This window comes from Microcoleus sp. S36a_B3, from assembly GCF_036700745.1.
GTDB lineage: Bacteria > Cyanobacteriota > Cyanobacteriia > Cyanobacteriales > Microcoleaceae > Microcoleus.
This window is the reverse complement of sequence record NZ_JAUBPN010000002.1, coordinates 226,767-245,395: the sequence shown is the minus strand read 5'-3', so window position 1 is coordinate 245,395 and position 18,629 is coordinate 226,767. Positions and strand designations below refer to the sequence as shown.

Here is an 18,629-nt window from a genome sequence, read left to right as displayed (position 1 = left end):
GAGAATTTATGCCGTCGGAAAACCAAGACTTGCCCAAAAATCAAACACCCAACAGTCCAAAGTTACCAATTCCCTCAGATATTTTATTGAGTTCGATCGCCTTACCGATGCTGGGCGGCTTGCTGGTGGCCAGTGCTGCTGCTGAGTTTGTGCGGTCGATCGGCATTGAAAGCGAAGAAGTATTTCGGGGATCGCGCCTCCCGGTGCTCCAATTTCCTCGATCGCAGCAGTAGAACGCCCGACAGAAGCTCGCAGTTAATTTTTTTACCAGAAAGCTTGACAATCAGTAAAATTTGTGATATTGAAATTGGTCTTTGCTCCTATTTTATAGCGGTTCGATCGCGTGGTGAGGTATGCCCTGTTTGGCCACTGCCCACCCTTCGACTTCGCTCTTCGGACAAGATGCCCAATGCCCAATGCCCTATGCCCGTCGGATACCTCATATGAGAGCACAGAAACGCTCTATACATAGGTGGCTTCTGCATAGCGTACCTTCGCACCAGATGATTAGTTTCAAAACAGAAGGAAAGGCATCTTGTCGCCGATCCAAAGCCTGACAGTCAAAAGTTATCAGCAATCGCAAATCGTAAATCGTAAATCGTAAATCGTAAATTGTATAAGTTGTCTCAAATTTGACGGCAAAGAAAAGAATTTTAGGCGAAACTAAACCATACAATTTTCTAGACACCCGCAGCAATTGAGGAACAGCCCGATGAGTTCAGTCCTCCAATCTTCAGAACAGGCTATTGATGCAACATCTATTCCCCATTCTGCCGCTTACTCAAAATCAGATTTGTTTCTACGCAATCGCCTCAAAGTAGTAGAGGACTTGTGGAAATCGGTGATCCGACAGGAGTGCGGGCAGGAATTAGTAGATTTGCTCCAACAAATGCGATCGTTCAATTCCTCCGAGGGACAAGCCACTAACTTTCGCGAATCGAATGTGGTACAGCTAATCGAAAAGCTCGATCTCAACGCCGCCATCAGGGCCGCGCGGGCTTTTGCGCTGTATTTTCAGTTGATCAACATTGTCGAACAGCACTACGAACAGCGAGACCAACAGCTAGCTTACACTGGCAGCAACGACGCTGGCGGGCGAATGTTTGCTAAGCTGCCGGGACAAGCAAAAGATGCGCCCGATCGCCCGCGGCACAGGGAAGGCCCAGCCCAAACGGCTCCTCGCGGTGCAGACAGCAGCGAGGCGATTACCAAAGACGCCGGAACATTTCACGAATTGTTCCCCATGCTGCTGCGATTGAACGTACCTAGCCAGCAAATCCAGCGCTTGATCGATCAGTTGGACATCCGCCTAGTATTTACCGCTCACCCGACGGAAATTGTCCGCAACACGATCCGCACCAAGCAGCGGCGAATGGCAAAGATTCTCCAAAAGCTAGACCAAGTTGACGAGAAATTTCAGGGAATGGGCGCGAACTCTGAAAGCCCCTACCCGGTGTCTAGCTGGGAAGCGGCGAATCTCCAAGAGCAACTGATGGAAGAAATTCGCCTCTGGTGGCGTACTGACGAGCTGCACCAATTCAAACCAACTGTGCTTGACGAGGTGGAGTACACTCTCCACTACTTCGACGAAGTGCTGTTTGATGCTATTCCCGAACTCTACCACCGCTTAAAGCAAGCGCTGCACGCTTCTTACCCCTACCTGAAACCGCCTAGTTACAATTTTTGCAAGTTCGGTTCTTGGGTGGGTTCCGACAGAGATGGTAATCCTTCTGTTACCCCGAAAGTTACTTGGCAAACTGCTTGCTATCAGCGCCATTTAGTGATGTGCAAGTATATCAATGCGGTGAAGCGGCTCAACGAATTATTGAGTTTGTCGCTGCACTGGAGCGACGTATTGCCGGAATTGCTCGACTCTCTCGATCGCGACAAATCGGAATTTCCCGATGTTTACGAACAGTGGGCGATCCGCTACCGTCAAGAACCTTACCGCTTGAAGCTGGCCTACGTGCTGCAGCGACTGGAAAATACGCGCGATCGCAATTGGCGGCTGTACAAAGGAGACGAGTCGCAGCGCGAGCGCGAAGCTTTGTCGGAACAACCAGTCTTGACCGGCATTTATCGATCGGGCGCTGAGTTTTTAGCAGAGTTGCAGTTAATCGAACGCAATTTAGTCGAAACAGGTTTGAGCTGTCGGGACTTAGAAAATCTGCTTTGTCAAGTAGAAATTTACGGATTTAACTTGGCTTACCTAGACATCCGCCAAGAGTCCACAGTACACTCCGACACTTTGAGCGAAATTGCGGAATACTTGCAAATTTTGCCCAAATCTTACAATCAAATGTCGGAATGCGATCGAGTTATTTGGCTCGCCACCGAACTGCAAACTCGTCGCCCTTTAATTCCCACAGAACTGCCATTTTCTCCCAAAACTTGCGAGACAATTAATACCTTCCGAGTCTTGCGACAAATGCAGCAGGAGTTTGGCCCCGAAATTTGCGAAACTTACGTCATCAGCATGAACCACGATGTCAGCGATTTGCTGGCAGTTTTGCTGTTAGCAAAAGAATCGGGACTGTACGATCCAGCGACAGGAATTAGCACCATTCAAGTAGTGCCCCTGTTTGAAACCGTCGAAGATTTGAAAAAAGCCCCAGAAGTAATGCAGCAGCTATTCGATCTGCCGCTTTATCGGGCTTTGCTAGCGGGAGGATACGCGCAAAAAGTAGCGGAAACAAGCGAAGAAAATCCACAAAACCCAATCTGTCAGGTCAAATTGCAAGAGGTGATGCTGGGCTATTCTGACAGCAATAAAGATTCGGGTTTCCTCAGCAGCAATTGGGAAATTCAGAAAGCTCAAAAAGCTTTGCAAGCGGTTGCTGAAAAACACGGTGTGGAATTGCGGATTTTTCACGGCCGGGGCGGCTCTGTAGGGCGTGGTGGCGGGCCTGCTTACAAGGCGATTTTGGCTCAACCAGGAAAGAGTATTAGCGGGCGAATCAAGATTACCGAACAAGGGGAAGTTTTGGCTTCTAAATATTCTTTACCGGAGTTGGCGCTTTACAATTTGGAAACTGTGGCGGCGGCGGTAATTCAAGCTAGCTTGCTGCACGCTGGTTTTGACGGAATCGATCCTTGGAATCAGATTATGGAGGAATTGTCGGTCAAATCGCGATCGCACTACCGTCATTTAATTTACGAACAGCCGGATTTAGTTGATTTCTTCCATCACGTTACCCCGATACAAGAAATCAGTCAGTTGCAAATTAGTTCTCGTCCGGCCCGTCGCGGCGGCAAGAAAGACATCAGCGGTTTGCGAGCAATTCCGTGGGTGTTTAGCTGGACTCAAAGCCGATTTTTAGTGCCTTCTTGGTACGGTGTCGGCACAGCTTTGCAAGAGTTTTTGCTGGAAGAACCGGAAGAACATTTAAAACTTTTGCAGTATTTCTACTTGAAGTGGCCATTTTTTAGAATGGTAATTTCTAAGGTCGAAATGACTTTATCTAAGGTGGATTTACAGATTGCCGATCACTACGTGCGGGAGTTAGGTTTGCCGGCGGACAGGGAGCGTTTCCAGGCTTTATACGAGCAAATTGCGGCGGAATTTTACTTGATTCGGGATTTGGTTTTAACTATTACCGGACACCAGCATTTGTTAGATGGAGATCCGTCTTTGCAGCGATCGGTACAGTTGCGAAATGCCACGATTGTGCCTTTGGGTTTGTTGCAGGTTTCGCTGCTGAAACGCTTGCGGCAGCACGGTAATGGCGGAGTTCCGGGGGTGATTCACTCGCGTTACAGCAAGGGTGAATTGTTGCGGGGTGCGCTGTTGACGATTAATGGTATTGCTGCGGGGATGCGGAATACGGGCTAGGAAACAGGTTTGTAGTGCGGACTTTAGTCCGGCTTTTTCACAGGAATAAAGTCCTCACTACAAACTAATATTGACAGGTTTGTATAGCCTTTCTGTGCTCTGGTATGAGGTACTATCCGGGATAGGGCATAGGCCTCCGTGGGCATAGGCCTCCGTGGGCATAGGGCATACCTCACTTTTGTGAGAACCGCTATAGTGAGGACGACTGTCCGCCTCTTTCCCATGATCGAACTTAATTTTTACTACGGGGAGTTTTCCCACTCCGGGGTAAGCTTGCGGAAATTATATTTAGATGCACCGGGGTGACAAGTAACGCAACTGCTGAGATTTGCTGGTTGCGGCAGCTTGACTCTGGGGTGCAAAGCTTTGAAATAGCGAGAGTTGGCGGCTCGGTAGGGGAGGTCTTCGTCTTTGGGTTGGGGACGCGAAAAAGTTTGCAGGTAGTTCCACACTAGCAGGCGGGGCGGGTCTACTAGCAGTTTGATGGTTTGTCCGTAGTGTTCTGGGTCTTGCAACAACCTGCGCCAGGTTTCTGTTGGCAATACTTGAGGCGGTAAACCTATGTGACAGGTGGCGCAGTTTTCGAGGTACAGTTGCTGTCCGAGTTGGTAGGCTTCGGGAATGCGATCGACAGTGCCGATATCTTCCCCTGTAGAAATTTGAGCCAGGAGCGCGGGAGTGTGGGAGCCGGCCGTCTGTGCTGCCACCCATCCACCTCCGGTACAACAGACAATTATCAATACTAGCAACGTTGAGTAAAGCCTCACCCAGCCACGAAAGCGACGCTTGAGGTGAATTTTGTGGTTCATTGTGTTTTATGCCTTCAGGCTGCTATTTTTTGCGGTCTGGAGGCGGTTTTTTCGCAGCCCGCACGGACTCGATTTGTTGCCTAAATCACTGGTATGGTCATGCCTTCGCGGGCCAAGCAGCTATCGGCAAAAACTGATTGCACGTCTGCTTCGACACGATCGAGAAAATTGTCGTCGTGACTAGGATCGTGGTGAAACATCACGATCTTTTTGACTCCTGCAGCTTTTGCTATTTCTACTCCTGCTTGCCAAGTCGAGTGTCCCCAGCCGACTTTCGGGTTTTTGAAGTCGTAATACTCTTCGTTGGTGTAGTTAGCATCATAAATTAGCACGTCGGCGTCGCGGGCTAGGTGTACGACATTCTCGTCGAGGCGATCGGGAAAATGCTCTGTATCGGTGCAGTAGACAGCCGTGTGTCCTTGCCAAGTAACTCGATATCCGATCGCAGTATTGGGGTGATTGAGTAGTGCTGTTTCTATTTTCACATCGTCGAGTTCGAGAATATCCCCTGGCGTCAAATCGTTAAATTTGAGTTCTGACTGCATCACCTGAATGGGAACTGGAAAATTGGGGTGGTGCATTTGATCGGCAAGACGCTGTTTGATTGTAGTGCCGTTGGGGGCGATCGCTCCGTAAATATGAAAGCAGTTCCCCGGAATAAAAGCAGGAGTAAAAAACGGGAAGCCTTGAATGTGATCCCAGTGAGTGTGACTGAAAAACATATAAGCTTCCACCGGCATTTGTCGCAGCAGATTTAGCCCCAGAACTCGCAAACCGGTGCCGCCGTCAAAAATCAGGCGTTTTTTGCCCAAGCGCATTTCTACGCAAGAGGTGTTACCTCCGTAGCGAATTGTTTTGGTGCCGGGGGTGGCGATGCTGCCCCGCACGCCCCAAAACTGAACTAAAAACTCGGTCAAAGGACTGTTTGAGCTAGTGGCTTTGTTATCGGAAGGCTGTAAATTTGCTTGAGAGGGGGAAGAATCTGACATTTTTTTTAGGTTTGAGCGCAGGAACTTGGCAATTGAGATTTTTATTTTTATTTTTAGTGTTTAGTTTTTACCTATCTGCTGAGATATAAAACGCTCGATCCCGAAACCAACCGAGTAAAATTTTCTCAAACGTAGAATGCGCTCGCCCGTTTGCTTAGAATTTGCTATCGATCTTACTCTACGAGTAGTATTTTTTTCAACATTTTAGCAGGCGGGGGTTTTTGGGGAATCCCCTGCCTGCTCGGCATTCGCGACTGTTTGATATTCTAGCCAACCATTCCTCTACTACATTCTTAGACGTGCAGCCGTCGCCTTAAGTTCGGCTTGCTGAATTTTGAGTCTGCTTGCAGTGGAGGAGTGGGGCTAGGGGTTTATTTGCCCGGAGCACCGAAGGCGAAAGCTTTAATGCGTGCTTTCCCCGGTCGCTTGCCTGTAGAATAGGCGAGCCGAGAGAGCACTCAAACAAAAAAATGCTTTTTACTTGCGCTGCGGATGCTGCTTATTTACGATCGGCTGCGATGCACTTTTCAACTAAGGGCATGACTTGATCGACATCTTGCCAACCCAGAATTTCTGTGACTTTTTTCTCCAAATTTTTGTAGGTCTTAAAAAATTCGGCTATTTCGTCCAAGCGGTGGGGGGCTACGTCTTTGAGGGACTTATAGTGAGCGTAGCGGGGGTCTTTGTCGGGAACGCAAAGCAGTTTTTCGTCCCTGTCGCCGCCGTCGATCATTTCTAGCATTCCGATCGGACGGGCTGCGATAATGCAGCCTGGAAATGTGGGCTCGTCCATCATTACCATGCCGTCGAGGGGGTCGCCATCGTCGGCTAAGGTGTTGGGTATGAAGCCGTAGTCGCAGGGATACTGGACTGAGGAAGAGAGCACTCGATCGAGAGCAAAGGCTTGCAACTCTTTATCAAATTCGTACTTGTTTTTGCTACCGGCTGTGATTTCGATCAGGACGTTGAGCAGTCCTGGTTTTGGCTGTGCCGGAATTAGCGATAGATCCACAATAATATCTCCAAGTTAACAGACGATCGGGGATGACGGCTATTTGCCAAACCCCTTTGATAGCATTTTACGGGCGATCGGGGCCGACGGCTGCATGAGATTGAGAGAAAGCGGGGGAGTGTGTCGCCGGCTGGGAGAATACACGCTTTCGGGCGTCCCGCCCATCCCACACAAGAGAGAGGGGACGGGCGGGACGCCCATCCAACAGGTTGAGGGCGCAATGCTTTGTTTTGGCGAGGGAGATATTTTCAGAACCATTTATTCTGTTTACCGTCTGTCAAAATTATTTTAATTTTCAAACCCAACCACTGGCTCAGTTCTGTTGCTAACCACTTGATTTCTGATTCACTTAGTCCCTCCTTCTCTCCTAACTGATATTTGTGGTTGCCTGCTTGAACTATCATCTGATAGACTTTCCCTAATCTCGCTTCCGAGTGGCCCTCCTGCATAAGTAATGATGCCGTTTGATATAACTCTCTAGGGATTGAAAAAGCAAAAATCATAACTTTTATAACTTTTATAACTTTTACACCAATACCGCTGTTTCTATATTCACGTTGTTGAATTTTCAACTGGCAAATCTCGTTCCTGGGAGATGGCTTGGCATGATTCCATCTCAACCCCAGTAGATGGCTGCTACAGGAGATTTGCTGGCGATCGATTGTGAGGCGAAGTTCTCGGCGAAACAGTGCCAGCAGAAACATTACTCCTACCCTAGCTAACATTACTCCAACCAGAGCTAAGTAACCGCCGGCTATCATAATAATAACTTGACTATCTATCGGTAAATTAGTGATTTTACTGCCGTAGTTGATTGCATGTAAAATATAAAGTAAAAGACAGCCGAAGGGGACAATATTCGCAGCAACGGCGGTCACAAGCAGGGCACTTAAACCCAAACTCACTTCCTGCGACGGAATTACAATTTCTACAAACTCCGAATTTTTTGTGAGTTTTATCTCGCTACCAGGTGGCTGCAATGTTATATAATCTTTGTGATTTTTATCGATCGAGCGGGGATTTTTGAGCGCTCGCCATGCTTCCTCAGCCGAAGATAACCGTTTGGACAAACTCGGTTCTGTCATCCACTCCAGCCAATCAATTAAACTAGGATTGAGGTGCGTGGCTCGATCGGCAAATTTAATTTTCAAATCCTGCTGTGATAGTTCGGTGGGATGCAAACCCGTTACCAAATAAATTAAAGTTGCACCTAAACTGTAGAGATCGGAAGCCGGAACGGAGCGCCCGCCAAATTGTTCCGGTGCCATATATCCATAAGTTCCTACTACTGTAATTGTACCGCCAAATTTTGCAGCTTGGTTCTGCACCGAACCGAAATCAACTAAATAAATTTTTCCGATCGAGTTACCGGATCTGCTGTGCAGTAAAATATTGCTGGGTTTAAGATCGCGGTGAATAACAGGCGGATTTTGCTTGTGCAAATAATTCAAAATTTCCAACAACTTTTTTGCTAATTCTTTCAGTTCATTTACGCTAAAAGTACGTCCCGATCGCAAATGCTCTTCCAAAGTTTTTCCCTCTACATAAGTCTGTACCAAGCCAAATCCTTTACTGTCTGGTTCGTCAATTTCCAGATAGTCGAGGTAGCGGGGAATTGCCGGGTGAGAAAGTGCTTTTAAAGTTTCCGCTTCTCGTTCAAATAGCTTGAGGTCTTGCCATTCAAAATCGCTGCCGAGAAATAGCTGTTTGATGACAACTAATTTTTGAGTTTGCAAATCACGAGCCAGCAGCGTTTGGCGACCTGTTTGTTTTCCCAGTTGTCGCTGTACTTCGTAGCGTTCTGCTAATACTTTGCAAGTCATATTTTTGACCTTTATTTTTTTTACTTTAAATTAAACACTTTGCTTTGATTAGATTATATTAGATACCTGACTTATTCTAAAAATCAGGTATCTCGTCGGTAGTTTGTGATTATTCACTACCGATAAAAATGATAAATAATCAACCAAACACGCTCTTATTTTAAAGTTTACAGTCCGCTGTCTTTTTGATACCACCGGGCAATAAACTTGCTACTTTCCCCCTGAGATAGTGCTGTAATTAGCGAGGGTACAATCGCAAACAAAATATAATTGGAATCTCCTTCAGGTTTAAAATTCATATTTTTAAAGAAATAGATAGTTATCAAGGCGGAGATTAGCATACTAATTGAACTTAAAACCTGTCGGTGAAGTTTGGGGTTAGTGAGGGGATGAAACCACAATAGGGTCACGATCGTTATGATTATTCCATTTCCCAACCCCAGGAGCAAGCCGAAATGAAGACTCACAAAGACTGCCATAATTATCATCGTTATTCCCCCTAAAGTTATCCCGATCCAACCCGTCGTCGTCATCAAACCCATAAACAAGGAGCCGTAAATAAGTGCACAAGCTCCTGCCGCTATAACTCCGGTAACAAAACTGTACCAGATCGCACGAGTCCCTAAGGCCAGGGGATGATACACGGGCTGTTTCTTTCTCAATGGCAGGGAAGATTTATTGATTTGCGGCGGTTTTTCTAGAGCTTCTTTGGCAATCTGGACTGAGGCGGGACGGCGATCTAAACTGGGATGCGTCATCCACTTCAGCCAATTGGTAAAAGCGGGACTTAATTTGGTGAATTGCTCGAATTCAATCTGCAAATCTTGCTGCGGCAAATCGGCAGGATGCTGCTTGGTAATTAAGGCGATTAAGGTTGCTCCCAAGCTGTACAAGTCGGAAGCGGGAACGGCTCTCCCGCCAAATTGTTCGGGCGGCATATAGCCATACGTGCCGACAACGGTGACTGTTTTTCCTTGTTGGGTTGCTAGGGTTTGAACAGCACCGAAATCGACTAGGTAGACTTCCCCAACGCTGTTGCCCGATCGATTTTTGAGTAAAATATTGCTGGGTTTAATGTCGCGGTGAATCACCGGCGGCTGTCGCTGGTGCAGGTAGGCGAGGATGTCTAGTAATGCTGTGGCTAATTGTTTGACTTCGCTTTCGCTGAAGGTGCGGCCGTCTGAAAGATATTCTTGTAGGGATTTGGCTTCGATGTAAGTCTGAACTAGGGCGAATCCTTTGCGGCTGGGAGTGTCGATTTCAAAGGAATCTAGATATTGGGGAATTGCGGGATGGGATAGGGATTTTAAGGTTTCGACTTCTCGCTGGAACAGTTTTAAGTCTTCCCAGTTAAAGTCGCTGCTGAATGAGAGGAGTTTGACTACTACTTGCTGTTGGGTTTTTAAGTCGCGGGCGAGTAAGGTTTGCCGTCCTGCTTGCTTGCCGAGCCGCCGATCGCACTTGTAGCGATCGGCTAATATTTCTCCTGACAAATCGCCGATGTTTTTTCCGCTCATGCTCTGCTGCCGCTTAACCGATTAAACCTAGTTTAGTTGACAAAAAGGCAATAATCTGAAATGTTCGGGCTACAGCAAAAAAATTTCTCTCAAAGAGCAACCGCCTTTAATAGCTAGCGATCGCGCACCATAAAAACCGGCCTGAGTTAAGCTTGAATTTAACTTTGAATTTGCTTGTAAATTGACTTCACTACATCTAGCAGGCTCAAGACTTGCTGCCATTCGGGAGCATCGGGTTTGTAGCTTTTGGCGCGCTGAGTTTTTAAACTCTGGTGCAAGAGATTCAGCAGCGCGTCTGGAGGCTCCAAGGAACTCTCATCTTCCTCTGTGGGGCCGCAGGCTGCCTTTTCTTCAATTGTTTCTTTGATACCTTGTGCCTTATCTGCCAGACTCAAAGCTCTACCCGCCATGTTTTCCGGCATTTTGGGTCGTTCCGACAAAGACTCGCCGATCAGTTCTTCGAGCAGTTGGCGGACTTGAGCCACCCATTCGAGGTCGTTTACTGAAAAATAATCAGATTTAAATGCTTGTTCCTGGGGTCTTTGCTGAATGCTTTGTAATTGTTGGAGCAGGGGAAGAGACTTTAGAGTAATGTTTTCGGGGATTCTGGGGATATCTGACAGTGAGCTGCGAGCAATCTCTAGCAATAGTTGGTAAATCTGCTCTACCGACTCAATATCTCCCGATTGCGAATTCCAATTATCCATAACTAATGCTAGTAGTTTTCTATATCTAAGACTAGAACGTTGATTTATTGATGAAAGCAAGTTGATTTTAGGATCTGCCAACGCTATTAAGACTTTCGGGCGCCCAGTCAAAAACCCGGTTGCTGAACGGATATTTTGTCGCCTTTGGCCCAAATTTTTCTCAGAAACTGGGCAATGCTGGCGCAAGTCCTAACTATTTTTTAAGCTCTTCCTACGGTAGAAGAGCTTTGTTTGTTGCAGCAGGTAGCGCCAAACGCGGGCATCTGGCTGCATCGAGGCAAGCGAGTTGAAGTCGGCTTATTTAACAATAATACCCGTTGGAGCTTATTTAAAATTGCTCTAACACGATATTCAGGTTAACTGGTGGGATGGAAGGGCGGGCGTACCCCCGATCGCGATCGCCCCCTATCCCAGCCCAAGCGCCGCTGCTATTTTTCTGTGAGATTCCACACCCCGTCCCAGTTTAGTACGTCCGAAAACCTGTGCTGAAATAATTTACAGCGATCGACGTGCAATTTAGCTGCCTTGTTTTTGGGGTCAACTTCCAGAACGAGGTTAAATTCGCGTTCCGCGTCTCTAAAAGCTTGCTTGGCTTTTGGTTCCAAGGCTTTCTTAAACTCGCTCAACAGTTTTTTCACTTGATCGAGTCCGAGATTTGGAAATTCCTCATCTAACATTTCTGCAACTGTTGCAGAGGCTCGACTTTTAATTTTCGCCTGCAATAGTTGCCTGATTTGTGCGGGTTTGAGCCTCTTAATTTGAGGATTTGACGGTTCTAAGATGTCTGCTTCCAACACTTTTTTGACTTCACCCTCTTGCAAGGATTGAATCTCCTCTACTGAAAGCGGCTTGATTTTTGCTTGGATCAGCATTCTTGCTTCGTCTTCCGACAGATTTTTGAGTCCCTCCAATTTCAGCAGTTCAATTTCTGGCTGCAACAGCACGATAAGTTTGTCGGCTTCCGACAGATTTTTGAGGTCGTAATCTGACAGTTTCTTGACTTGATATAACAGTTGTTTTAGTTCGTGTTCCAACTGTTGCTCGACATTGTAGGACAGTTGTTTAATTTCTGCTTCCGGCATTTCCCCCACATTATCTAAGATGTTTTTAACTTCATTCTCGGAGAGTATTTGAGTGACTGGTATCTTGTAATATTCGCGGGCATTGTTGTAGTGTTCTACAATTTTTTCCTGTTTTTCTGTCAGGGGTTTGCCAACGGGGGAGCATCCTTCGCGGATGCCGACAAGTTCGTAAACGATGACGGGTTCGCTTTTGCCTTTGACTGTAATAAAGTCGAGTTCTCGCACGTAGAGCCGATCTTTATAATCTTTGTAAGTATTGTCGCTGATAATCAAGTCGGTGCCGTACTGCTTGCTTGCACCTTCTAAGCGAGAGGCGAGGTTTACGCCGTCTCCGATCGAAGTCAATTCCATGCGTTTGCTACTGCCAATGTTGCCGCTGACAACTTCGTCGGAATGCACGCCCATACCGATACTGATGGGCAATTCACCGTGTGCCGTGCGATCGGCATTGAACTCGTCGAGTTTTGCCCGCATTTTCACGGCGGTTTGCATCGCGCACCAAGCATGATCCTCCAGGGGCGCTGGAGAGCCGAAAACTGCCATCAGAGCGTCGCCGATGTATTTGTCGAGAGTGCCTCCGTACTCGAATACGACATCTACCATCACTTCAAAATATTTGTTGAGCATGACTACCACTTCTTCGGCTTGCAATTTTTCCGTAAGTGTGGTATAGCTGCGAATGTCTGAGAACAGCACTGAAACCTTTTTGCGCTTGCCGCCCAATCCTGTATCCCCTGAAGCTAACAGCGCTTCGGCTACTTCTGGAGTCATGTAACGGTACATCAAGTTTTTGACTTGTTTGGCGCTGCTAATATCTTCCATGACGACTAACGCGCCGTTGACCTTGTTGGGGTCGGTAGCGTCGGTCATTGAATTAATCGAGAGATTGATACTCTGCGATTCTCCTTCAAAGGAGAGCAAAATTTGATCCGGGTAATACTGCTGGCGATCTTTTTCGTCTTCTGGCATCAAAGACGCATCGAACCACTTGGGAAAATCGCCTTTTTCTAACTTAATTAACTCGCGCAAAGATTTGCCTTCGGCTAACGCAGCATCGCTGACGCCGAGTAATTTTTTGGCACTAGGATTGGTCGCTACTATATTGCCTTTTTTATCTGTAGATATCACGCCGTTAGTCAGGGCGTTTAACATATCTTTTTGTCTTTGTTCTTGCTGTTTGACTTCGGCAAACAGTTTGGCGTTTTGCAGGGCGACTCCGGCTTGGATGTTAAACGACTGCATAAATTCCATGTCGTTGCGATTGAAACTCGCTTTCCACTGTTCGGGGGCGTGCGGCCAATCTGTCGGGTTGTAGGGAGGGAATTCTCCTTGTCGTTTTTTGTTGACTAACTGCGTAACTCCAATCAATTTTTTGTCGGAGTTAAATACTGGCATACACAGCATACTGCAAGTGCGGTAGCCGGATTTTTGATCGACTTCTTTGGAGGTGGCGGCGCGGGGATCGTCGTACACGTCAAAGGGAATCAGCAGGGGTTGGCTGGATTGGGCGACTTGGCCTGCAAAACCGGCGGTTCTGGGTATGCGAATTTCTTTCAGGTTGCCGGCGATCGGGATTTTTGTCCACAGTTCGTCTTTGTCTTCGTCGATCAGCCAGAGGGTGCTGCGATCGGCATTCATGAGTTCTTGAGCCTGATCCATCACCCTTTTTAGGGTATCTTCTAAGTCTAGACTGCTCTTAGAAAGAGCGTTTACGGCTTTCATCAGCGCCGTGGCCGCCCGCTGTCTTTGAGTTGCTGCGTAGAAAGATTTAGAAGATTCTAGGATTAGGCGAATTGAGGGAGCAAATTCTTTAAAAACTTGTTCGTCTTCTTCTGTAAATCCTGTCCTGTCGATTTGTTCGTCAAAAGTATGGTAATTTTCGTGGTTCGGTTTGAGTTTATTAATCAGTTGAACGACTGCTACTAACTCATTTGTTACTTCATTGATCAGGGGCATTGCCAGCATTGTATAAGTGCGGTAGCCCGTTTTTTCATCAGTTTTTTTGGCGTTAGCCGATCGTTCGTCATTATAAAAATCGTAAGGAATGTTAACCACTTTTCTGTCTGTGGCTACTTCTCCGGCAATACCGACGTGGGCGGGAACTCTGATTTCTAGGTTTTGGCCATTTTCGTCTTTAGCGATGATCGCCCAGAGTTCATTTTTTTCGTCGTCTAATAAAAATATCGTGGTGCGATCGGCATTCAGCAATTCCCCTGTTTTTCGGGTAATCGACTGCAACATCTCGTTGAGTATGGCATCAAATCCCTCGCTCTCAAGGAGATTGTCGAGCATTCCCAAGGTTTGATTGACAACCTTAAGTTTGTCTTCTGCTTCCTTAACTACTAATTTGAAACTATCTTTATTTAGGGGCGCGAGAATGTCGGAAAAATTGGCCTGGGTCGCGATCAATGCACTGCTAGAGGGAGATGCCGCAGGAGGGGAAGGGGGAGGAGAAGGGGGAGGAGAAGAGGGAGGAGAAGAATAGCGTTCCTGATGGTGATTGTCACCGCCGACAACAGCGACATCTATCACGTCGCCAGAAGAATAATTGGTGGAAGATGCAGAAGGATTCATAGACCTTTACAGAGAAGCTTAAGTGTAAGGGTTAGTCTTTAAGCTAGAATAGCGGGCAACTTTATTAGTGGGTAAGTCGATTTTAGATTTTAGATTTTAGATTTTAGATTTACTTGCAGCAGGTGAATCACTAGAACTCGAACAAAAGTCTAAAATTGCGATCTCTCCACGAATGCCTTGCGGGGGCAGGGTATCTGGTTCTGGATTGAGTCACGGGTAGATTTTAGATTTTTCGACTTCGCGATCGTACAAGTTTTAGGTACTTCGGCTTCGCGAGTGTACAAGTTTTAGATTTTAGATTTACTTGCAGCAGATGAATCATCAGAGGTTTAACAAAAGTCTAAAATTGCGAATTCTCCACGAGGGCCTTGCGGGGGCAAGGTATCCGTTTCTGGATTGGATCTTACGGGTGGCGCAATACTCAAGTATGCGTAAAACTATTTCCCAGTTTACAGAAGTGCGAGCACAGAGCAAGAGAAGTTGAGTGAGCTTTCCTGGTGGACTGCGGGTAGGACGGTAAAGAGACTGTGGCATTACTTTACTTTGTTTGAGAGAACGCGAATTTTGTTTAAATGATTTATTAAGTGATTTTGACACTGTGCGTGCCTGGTTTAAGTAGGTTGTGTCAGCCGATCGCAAATCCGATCGCCTGCTGCAACATCAAGGCCCTCCGCGCGAGGGATTGCTGAAAGAGGGAGGACATTGCGGGAATAGCCGCAATTGTGACACCAGCAGTTGCTAGTGATGTGTGCCCTTCTCTACACAATTGTGGTTTTTAACTAAAATTTCTGTCAATTTTGCTGCTAGAAGCTTTGATCCGGGAACAAAGTCGCGCGGCTTTCAGCTTTTTCTTGTAAAATTTGCGGTTGCCATTTTTAGTGTAACCTCCGGTATGAAAAAAACTCCGCATTTTGACCCCCCGATCGGCTCAAGTGTGCTTTCAGGGTTTGGCGGACTGAATTTGGCGCAATCCGGCGGCTTCGACAAGTAGGGATTCGGCGAAGGCGATGGCTTCTGTGGCCGATCGACCGCTGGCGAGTTGGGCGAGTTCTTCGCGGCGCTGCTGGCTGTTGAGGCCCACAACTCTGACTACAGTACGTTCGCCCGGTTGGGAGTTGGAGTTGGCTGCTTCGTCGATATTTTGTTCTGCTGCGATCGTCATTTTGTTGACGCGAAAATGACAATCGGCCATCGCGGCGATCAGCGGCTGGTGGGTGACGCACAAAACTTGGTGTTTGTCGGAGAGTTGGTGGAGTTTTTTGGCGATCGCGCCGGCGACTCTCCCGGAAACTCCGGCGTCGATTTCATCAAAAATTAGGGTTCCGGCGCTTTCGATTTGGGAAAAACAGGCTTTGATGGCGAGTAGAAAGCGGCTCATTTCTCCGCCGGAGGCGATCGCCCCTAACGGTTGTAGCGGTTCTCCCGGATTGGGGCTGAAACAAAAGGCGATTTGGTCTGCACCGGTGGAGGTTGGGCTACAACGCGAGATTGCGACTTGAAATTGTACTTTTTCCATTGCTAAGGGCTTAAGTTCCGCGACAAGATGCGTTTCAAGCTTGAGAGCTGCTTCGCACCGCAGGATTGTCAGGTGGCTGCAAGCCTCTTTTAATTGGTCTAAAGCGGTCTGATATGCGAGTTCTAAGGCTTCCATTGACTCGCCTCCTTCTAAAAGTTCGTTTAGTTCGTTTTGGATGCCTTGGTAGTAGGCGATCGCTTCTTTGAGCGGCCCGTATTTGCGGCAAATTTGTTTGAGTTCGCGAATTCTGTCTTCTACTTCTTCGAGTCTTTCGGGATCTGCTTCTAATTGTTCGCCGTAGCTGCTAATTTGCCTGCTGGCTTCTGTGGCTTGAGCTAAAGCATCGCTGACCATTTCTAGGATTGGTTGCAACTGCACATCGTAAACGGCCATGTCGCTTAAAATTACTTCGGCTTTGCTCAACAAATCGGCGGCTGAGGCGGTGTCGCCGTCGTTTTGGTAAAGGGCTTGGTGAACTTTGTAACTTTGCTGCTGCAATTCGACGATGTGCCCGAGGCGGATTGATTCTTGTTCTAAGTGTGCGAGTTCCTCGCTGTCTTCGATGTTGGCTTCGCTGAGTTCTCGGACTTGGTATTGCAATAAATCGAGTCTTTGCAGGCGCTGCTGTTCTGACTGACGCCTGTGCTTGAGGGCTGTTTTGGCGGTGCTGGCTTCGATCCAGGCTTTGGTGATTGTCGATCGAGCTTCAGTGAGTTTTTTGCCGCCGTACAAGTCTAGCCATTCTCGTTGGAGGGTTTCTTGTCCGAGGTGGACGGTTTGGCCTTGGGCGGTAATTTCGACGAGCCGATCGCGCAGTTGCTCCATTAACTGGCGGTTGACGAGAATTCCGTTCAAACGCGATCTGGTACGCAGAGCACCGCTCGTGGCGTTAATTTCCCGGCTGCAAACGGCTAAATTTCCATCTATGGGTTCGATTTCTTGTTCGCCCAGCCATTTTGCGGAGGATGAGTCCAATTCAAAGGTAGCCTCCAATATTGCCCGTGTTGCTCCGGTGCGAATCGATCGGCGATCGACTTTCCCGCCCAAAACTGCATCGATCGCATCTAGGATAATCGATTTTCCTGCGCCGGTTTCCCCTGTAAATACGTTCAAACTCGGGCCAAAGTCTAGATCCAGGCGGTCAATTAGGGCAAAGTTTTCTATTCTGAGGGATAGTAACATGGGGAATTTAGAATTGATGATGGGAAATTGGGATTATATTTTAAACTACAATACTTTTAATTTTGCCATTATCGATCGAGTCTCAACATCAATGCAAAATAAATTTGTGCTGACCTTGGCTCTACTAAGCTTTATCCTGATTGGGTCTTTCGGCTGGAAGCTTCACCGAGACAAAGACCAAATCTATGAATTAACGTTAGCGACTGGTATAAAAGCAGGTAATTATTACCCTTTCGGGCAGGCAATTGCTGAGTTGGTTAGTCAACAAAATCCGCGCATCCACATTCAAGTTATTGAAACTCAAGGTGCCCAAGAAAATATGAACAAACTTGAGGCGAATGAGGCTCAGTTAGCGATCGTACAGAACAATACAGAGGCTGTACCTTCGGCGAGGGTAATTGCTTCGCTATTTAAGGAAGTTTTTCACTTAATTGTTTCTGAAAAATCTGGCATTCAGACTGTTGGCGATCTGAAAGGAAAACATATTTCCCTGATGGACAAAAAAAGTGGTTCTTACAGTTTTTTTTTCTTGATGAGCGAGCATTATGGCTTGCAAGAAACAGATTTTATTTATACTGCAACTAATTGGACAGAGGCTACTAAATTATTTAGTAAGGGGGAGGTTGATGCTATTTTTGGGGTACTGCCTCCTGGGAGCGATTTGGTTAGCGATTTGCTAAAAAATACGCAGGGTAAATTGGTGCAGATCGACCAAGGATCTGCCATGAAAATTAAGTTGCCTTATTTGGAAGCCGATATTATTCCGAAGGGTACTTACAAGGCCGCTCCGGCTGTTCCCGATGCAGATTTGGGGACTGTAGGAGTGCACGCTACTCTGTTGGCCCGGGAGGATGTCGATCCTGAAGTCGTGCGGGAAATTACGCGCATTTTGTTTGAGTACCGCCGCAATTTGGTGGCGGCTGATTCCCTGGCGGCAATGATTAATCAGCCGGGAGAAAACGGGAGTTTGGCTTGGCCCGTGCATGAGGGCGCTCAGGCTTATTACGATCGCGAAAAACCAGATTTTGTTGCTGCTAATTCTGATGCTATCGGTTTGTTTTTGTCGCTCGGCACTCTTTTGGCTTCTTGGCTTTGGCAGTTGCGATCGCGCTTTTTGCAGAAACCAAAAAATCGGGCTGATAAATTTAATCTGGATATTTTAAGTTTGATCCAACAAATTCGTCTAGCGAAAACAGTGAATGAAATTGATTTATTGCAAGAGCAGTTATTTGATATTTTTAAGCAGGTGATTTTGGATTTGGATGAAGATCGGATTGATTCTGATTCTTTTCAGTCTTTTACTTTTACTTGGGAAACTGCTATGAGAATTGCGAGCGAGCGAGAAAAAATGTTGCGGGAATTGCGGCTAATTTCGGATAGTTGATGATTGATGACAGACATATATATATATATAGCCTTTCTCAGAAAGATAAGGTACTATCCGGGATAGGGCATAGGGCATAGGGCATAGGGCATACCTCACTTTTTTGAGAAAGGCTATATCGAGTTATTGGCTTTAGTTTACTGTAGCTGACTTTTCACATTTTTCAACGGGAGCATCTCAGTTTTGATTTTGAGCGTGCGAA

Annotated in this window: 12 protein-coding genes; 3 read left to right on the top strand and 9 right to left on the bottom strand. The window is 46.9% G+C overall.

What is annotated here, in order from left to right:
- Positions 1–8 precede the first annotated feature (8 nt).
- Both QUA01_RS03095 and ppc read left to right on the top strand, forming a co-directional pair.
- Positions 9–233: a hypothetical protein gene (locus QUA01_RS03095; protein ID WP_333087642.1), complete on the top strand. Its 225-nt coding sequence runs from the start codon at positions 9–11 to the stop codon at positions 231–233.
- A gap of 479 nt (positions 234–712) precedes the next feature.
- Positions 713–3,832 carry a phosphoenolpyruvate carboxylase gene (ppc, locus tag QUA01_RS03090; protein ID WP_333087643.1) on the top strand — a complete coding sequence of 1,040 codons (3,120 nt, stop codon included), beginning with the start codon at positions 713–715 and terminating at the stop codon, positions 3,830–3,832.
- 242 nt (positions 3,833–4,074) lie between these two features.
- On the opposite strand, the gene QUA01_RS03085 is transcribed toward ppc, so the two are convergent.
- The 9 genes from QUA01_RS03085 to recN form a co-directional block, all read right to left on the bottom strand.
- Complete coding sequence (locus QUA01_RS03085; protein WP_333087644.1) at positions 4,075–4,641, bottom strand: diheme cytochrome C; 567 nt, start codon at positions 4,639–4,641, stop codon at positions 4,075–4,077.
- Between the two features lie 80 nt (positions 4,642–4,721).
- Positions 4,722–5,630 (bottom strand): MBL fold metallo-hydrolase, encoded by a 909-nt coding sequence (locus QUA01_RS03080; protein WP_333087645.1) that lies wholly within the window; start codon positions 5,628–5,630, stop codon positions 4,722–4,724.
- Positions 5,631–6,129: 499 nt separating this feature from the next.
- Positions 6,130–6,642 (bottom strand): inorganic diphosphatase, encoded by a 513-nt coding sequence (locus QUA01_RS03075; RefSeq protein ID WP_333087646.1) that lies wholly within the window; start codon positions 6,640–6,642, stop codon positions 6,130–6,132.
- Positions 6,643–6,890: 248 nt separating this feature from the next.
- Positions 6,891–8,465: a serine/threonine protein kinase gene (locus QUA01_RS03070; protein WP_333087649.1), complete on the bottom strand. Its 1,575-nt coding sequence runs from the start codon at positions 8,463–8,465 to the stop codon at positions 6,891–6,893.
- Between the two features lie 167 nt (positions 8,466–8,632).
- Complete coding sequence (locus QUA01_RS03065; RefSeq protein WP_333087650.1) at positions 8,633–9,982, bottom strand: serine/threonine protein kinase; 1,350 nt, start codon at positions 9,980–9,982, stop codon at positions 8,633–8,635.
- 158 nt (positions 9,983–10,140) lie between these two features.
- Entirely contained in the window at positions 10,141–10,689 is a 549-nt protein-coding gene (locus QUA01_RS03060) for an inorganic pyrophosphatase (protein ID WP_333087651.1), read from the bottom strand.
- A gap of 428 nt (positions 10,690–11,117) precedes the next feature.
- Positions 11,118–14,345, bottom strand: coding sequence for a GAF domain-containing protein (locus QUA01_RS03055; protein ID WP_333087653.1), 3,228 nt, complete (start codon positions 14,343–14,345; stop codon positions 11,118–11,120).
- Positions 14,346–14,970: 625 nt separating this feature from the next.
- Complete coding sequence (locus tag QUA01_RS03050) at positions 14,971–15,111, bottom strand: hypothetical protein (RefSeq protein ID WP_333087654.1); 141 nt, start codon at positions 15,109–15,111, stop codon at positions 14,971–14,973.
- Between the two features lie 174 nt (positions 15,112–15,285).
- On the bottom strand, positions 15,286–17,043 hold the full coding sequence (recN, locus tag QUA01_RS03045) for a DNA repair protein RecN (RefSeq protein WP_333087657.1): 1,758 nt from the start codon (positions 17,041–17,043) through the stop codon (positions 15,286–15,288).
- On the opposite strand from recN, the gene QUA01_RS03040 reads away from it, so the two are divergent.
- Positions 17,042–18,427, top strand: a complete 1,386-nt coding sequence (locus QUA01_RS03040) for a TAXI family TRAP transporter solute-binding subunit (RefSeq protein WP_333087659.1) — start codon at positions 17,042–17,044, stop codon at positions 18,425–18,427. The genes recN and QUA01_RS03040 overlap by 2 nt on opposite strands.
- Positions 18,428–18,629 lie beyond the last annotated feature (202 nt).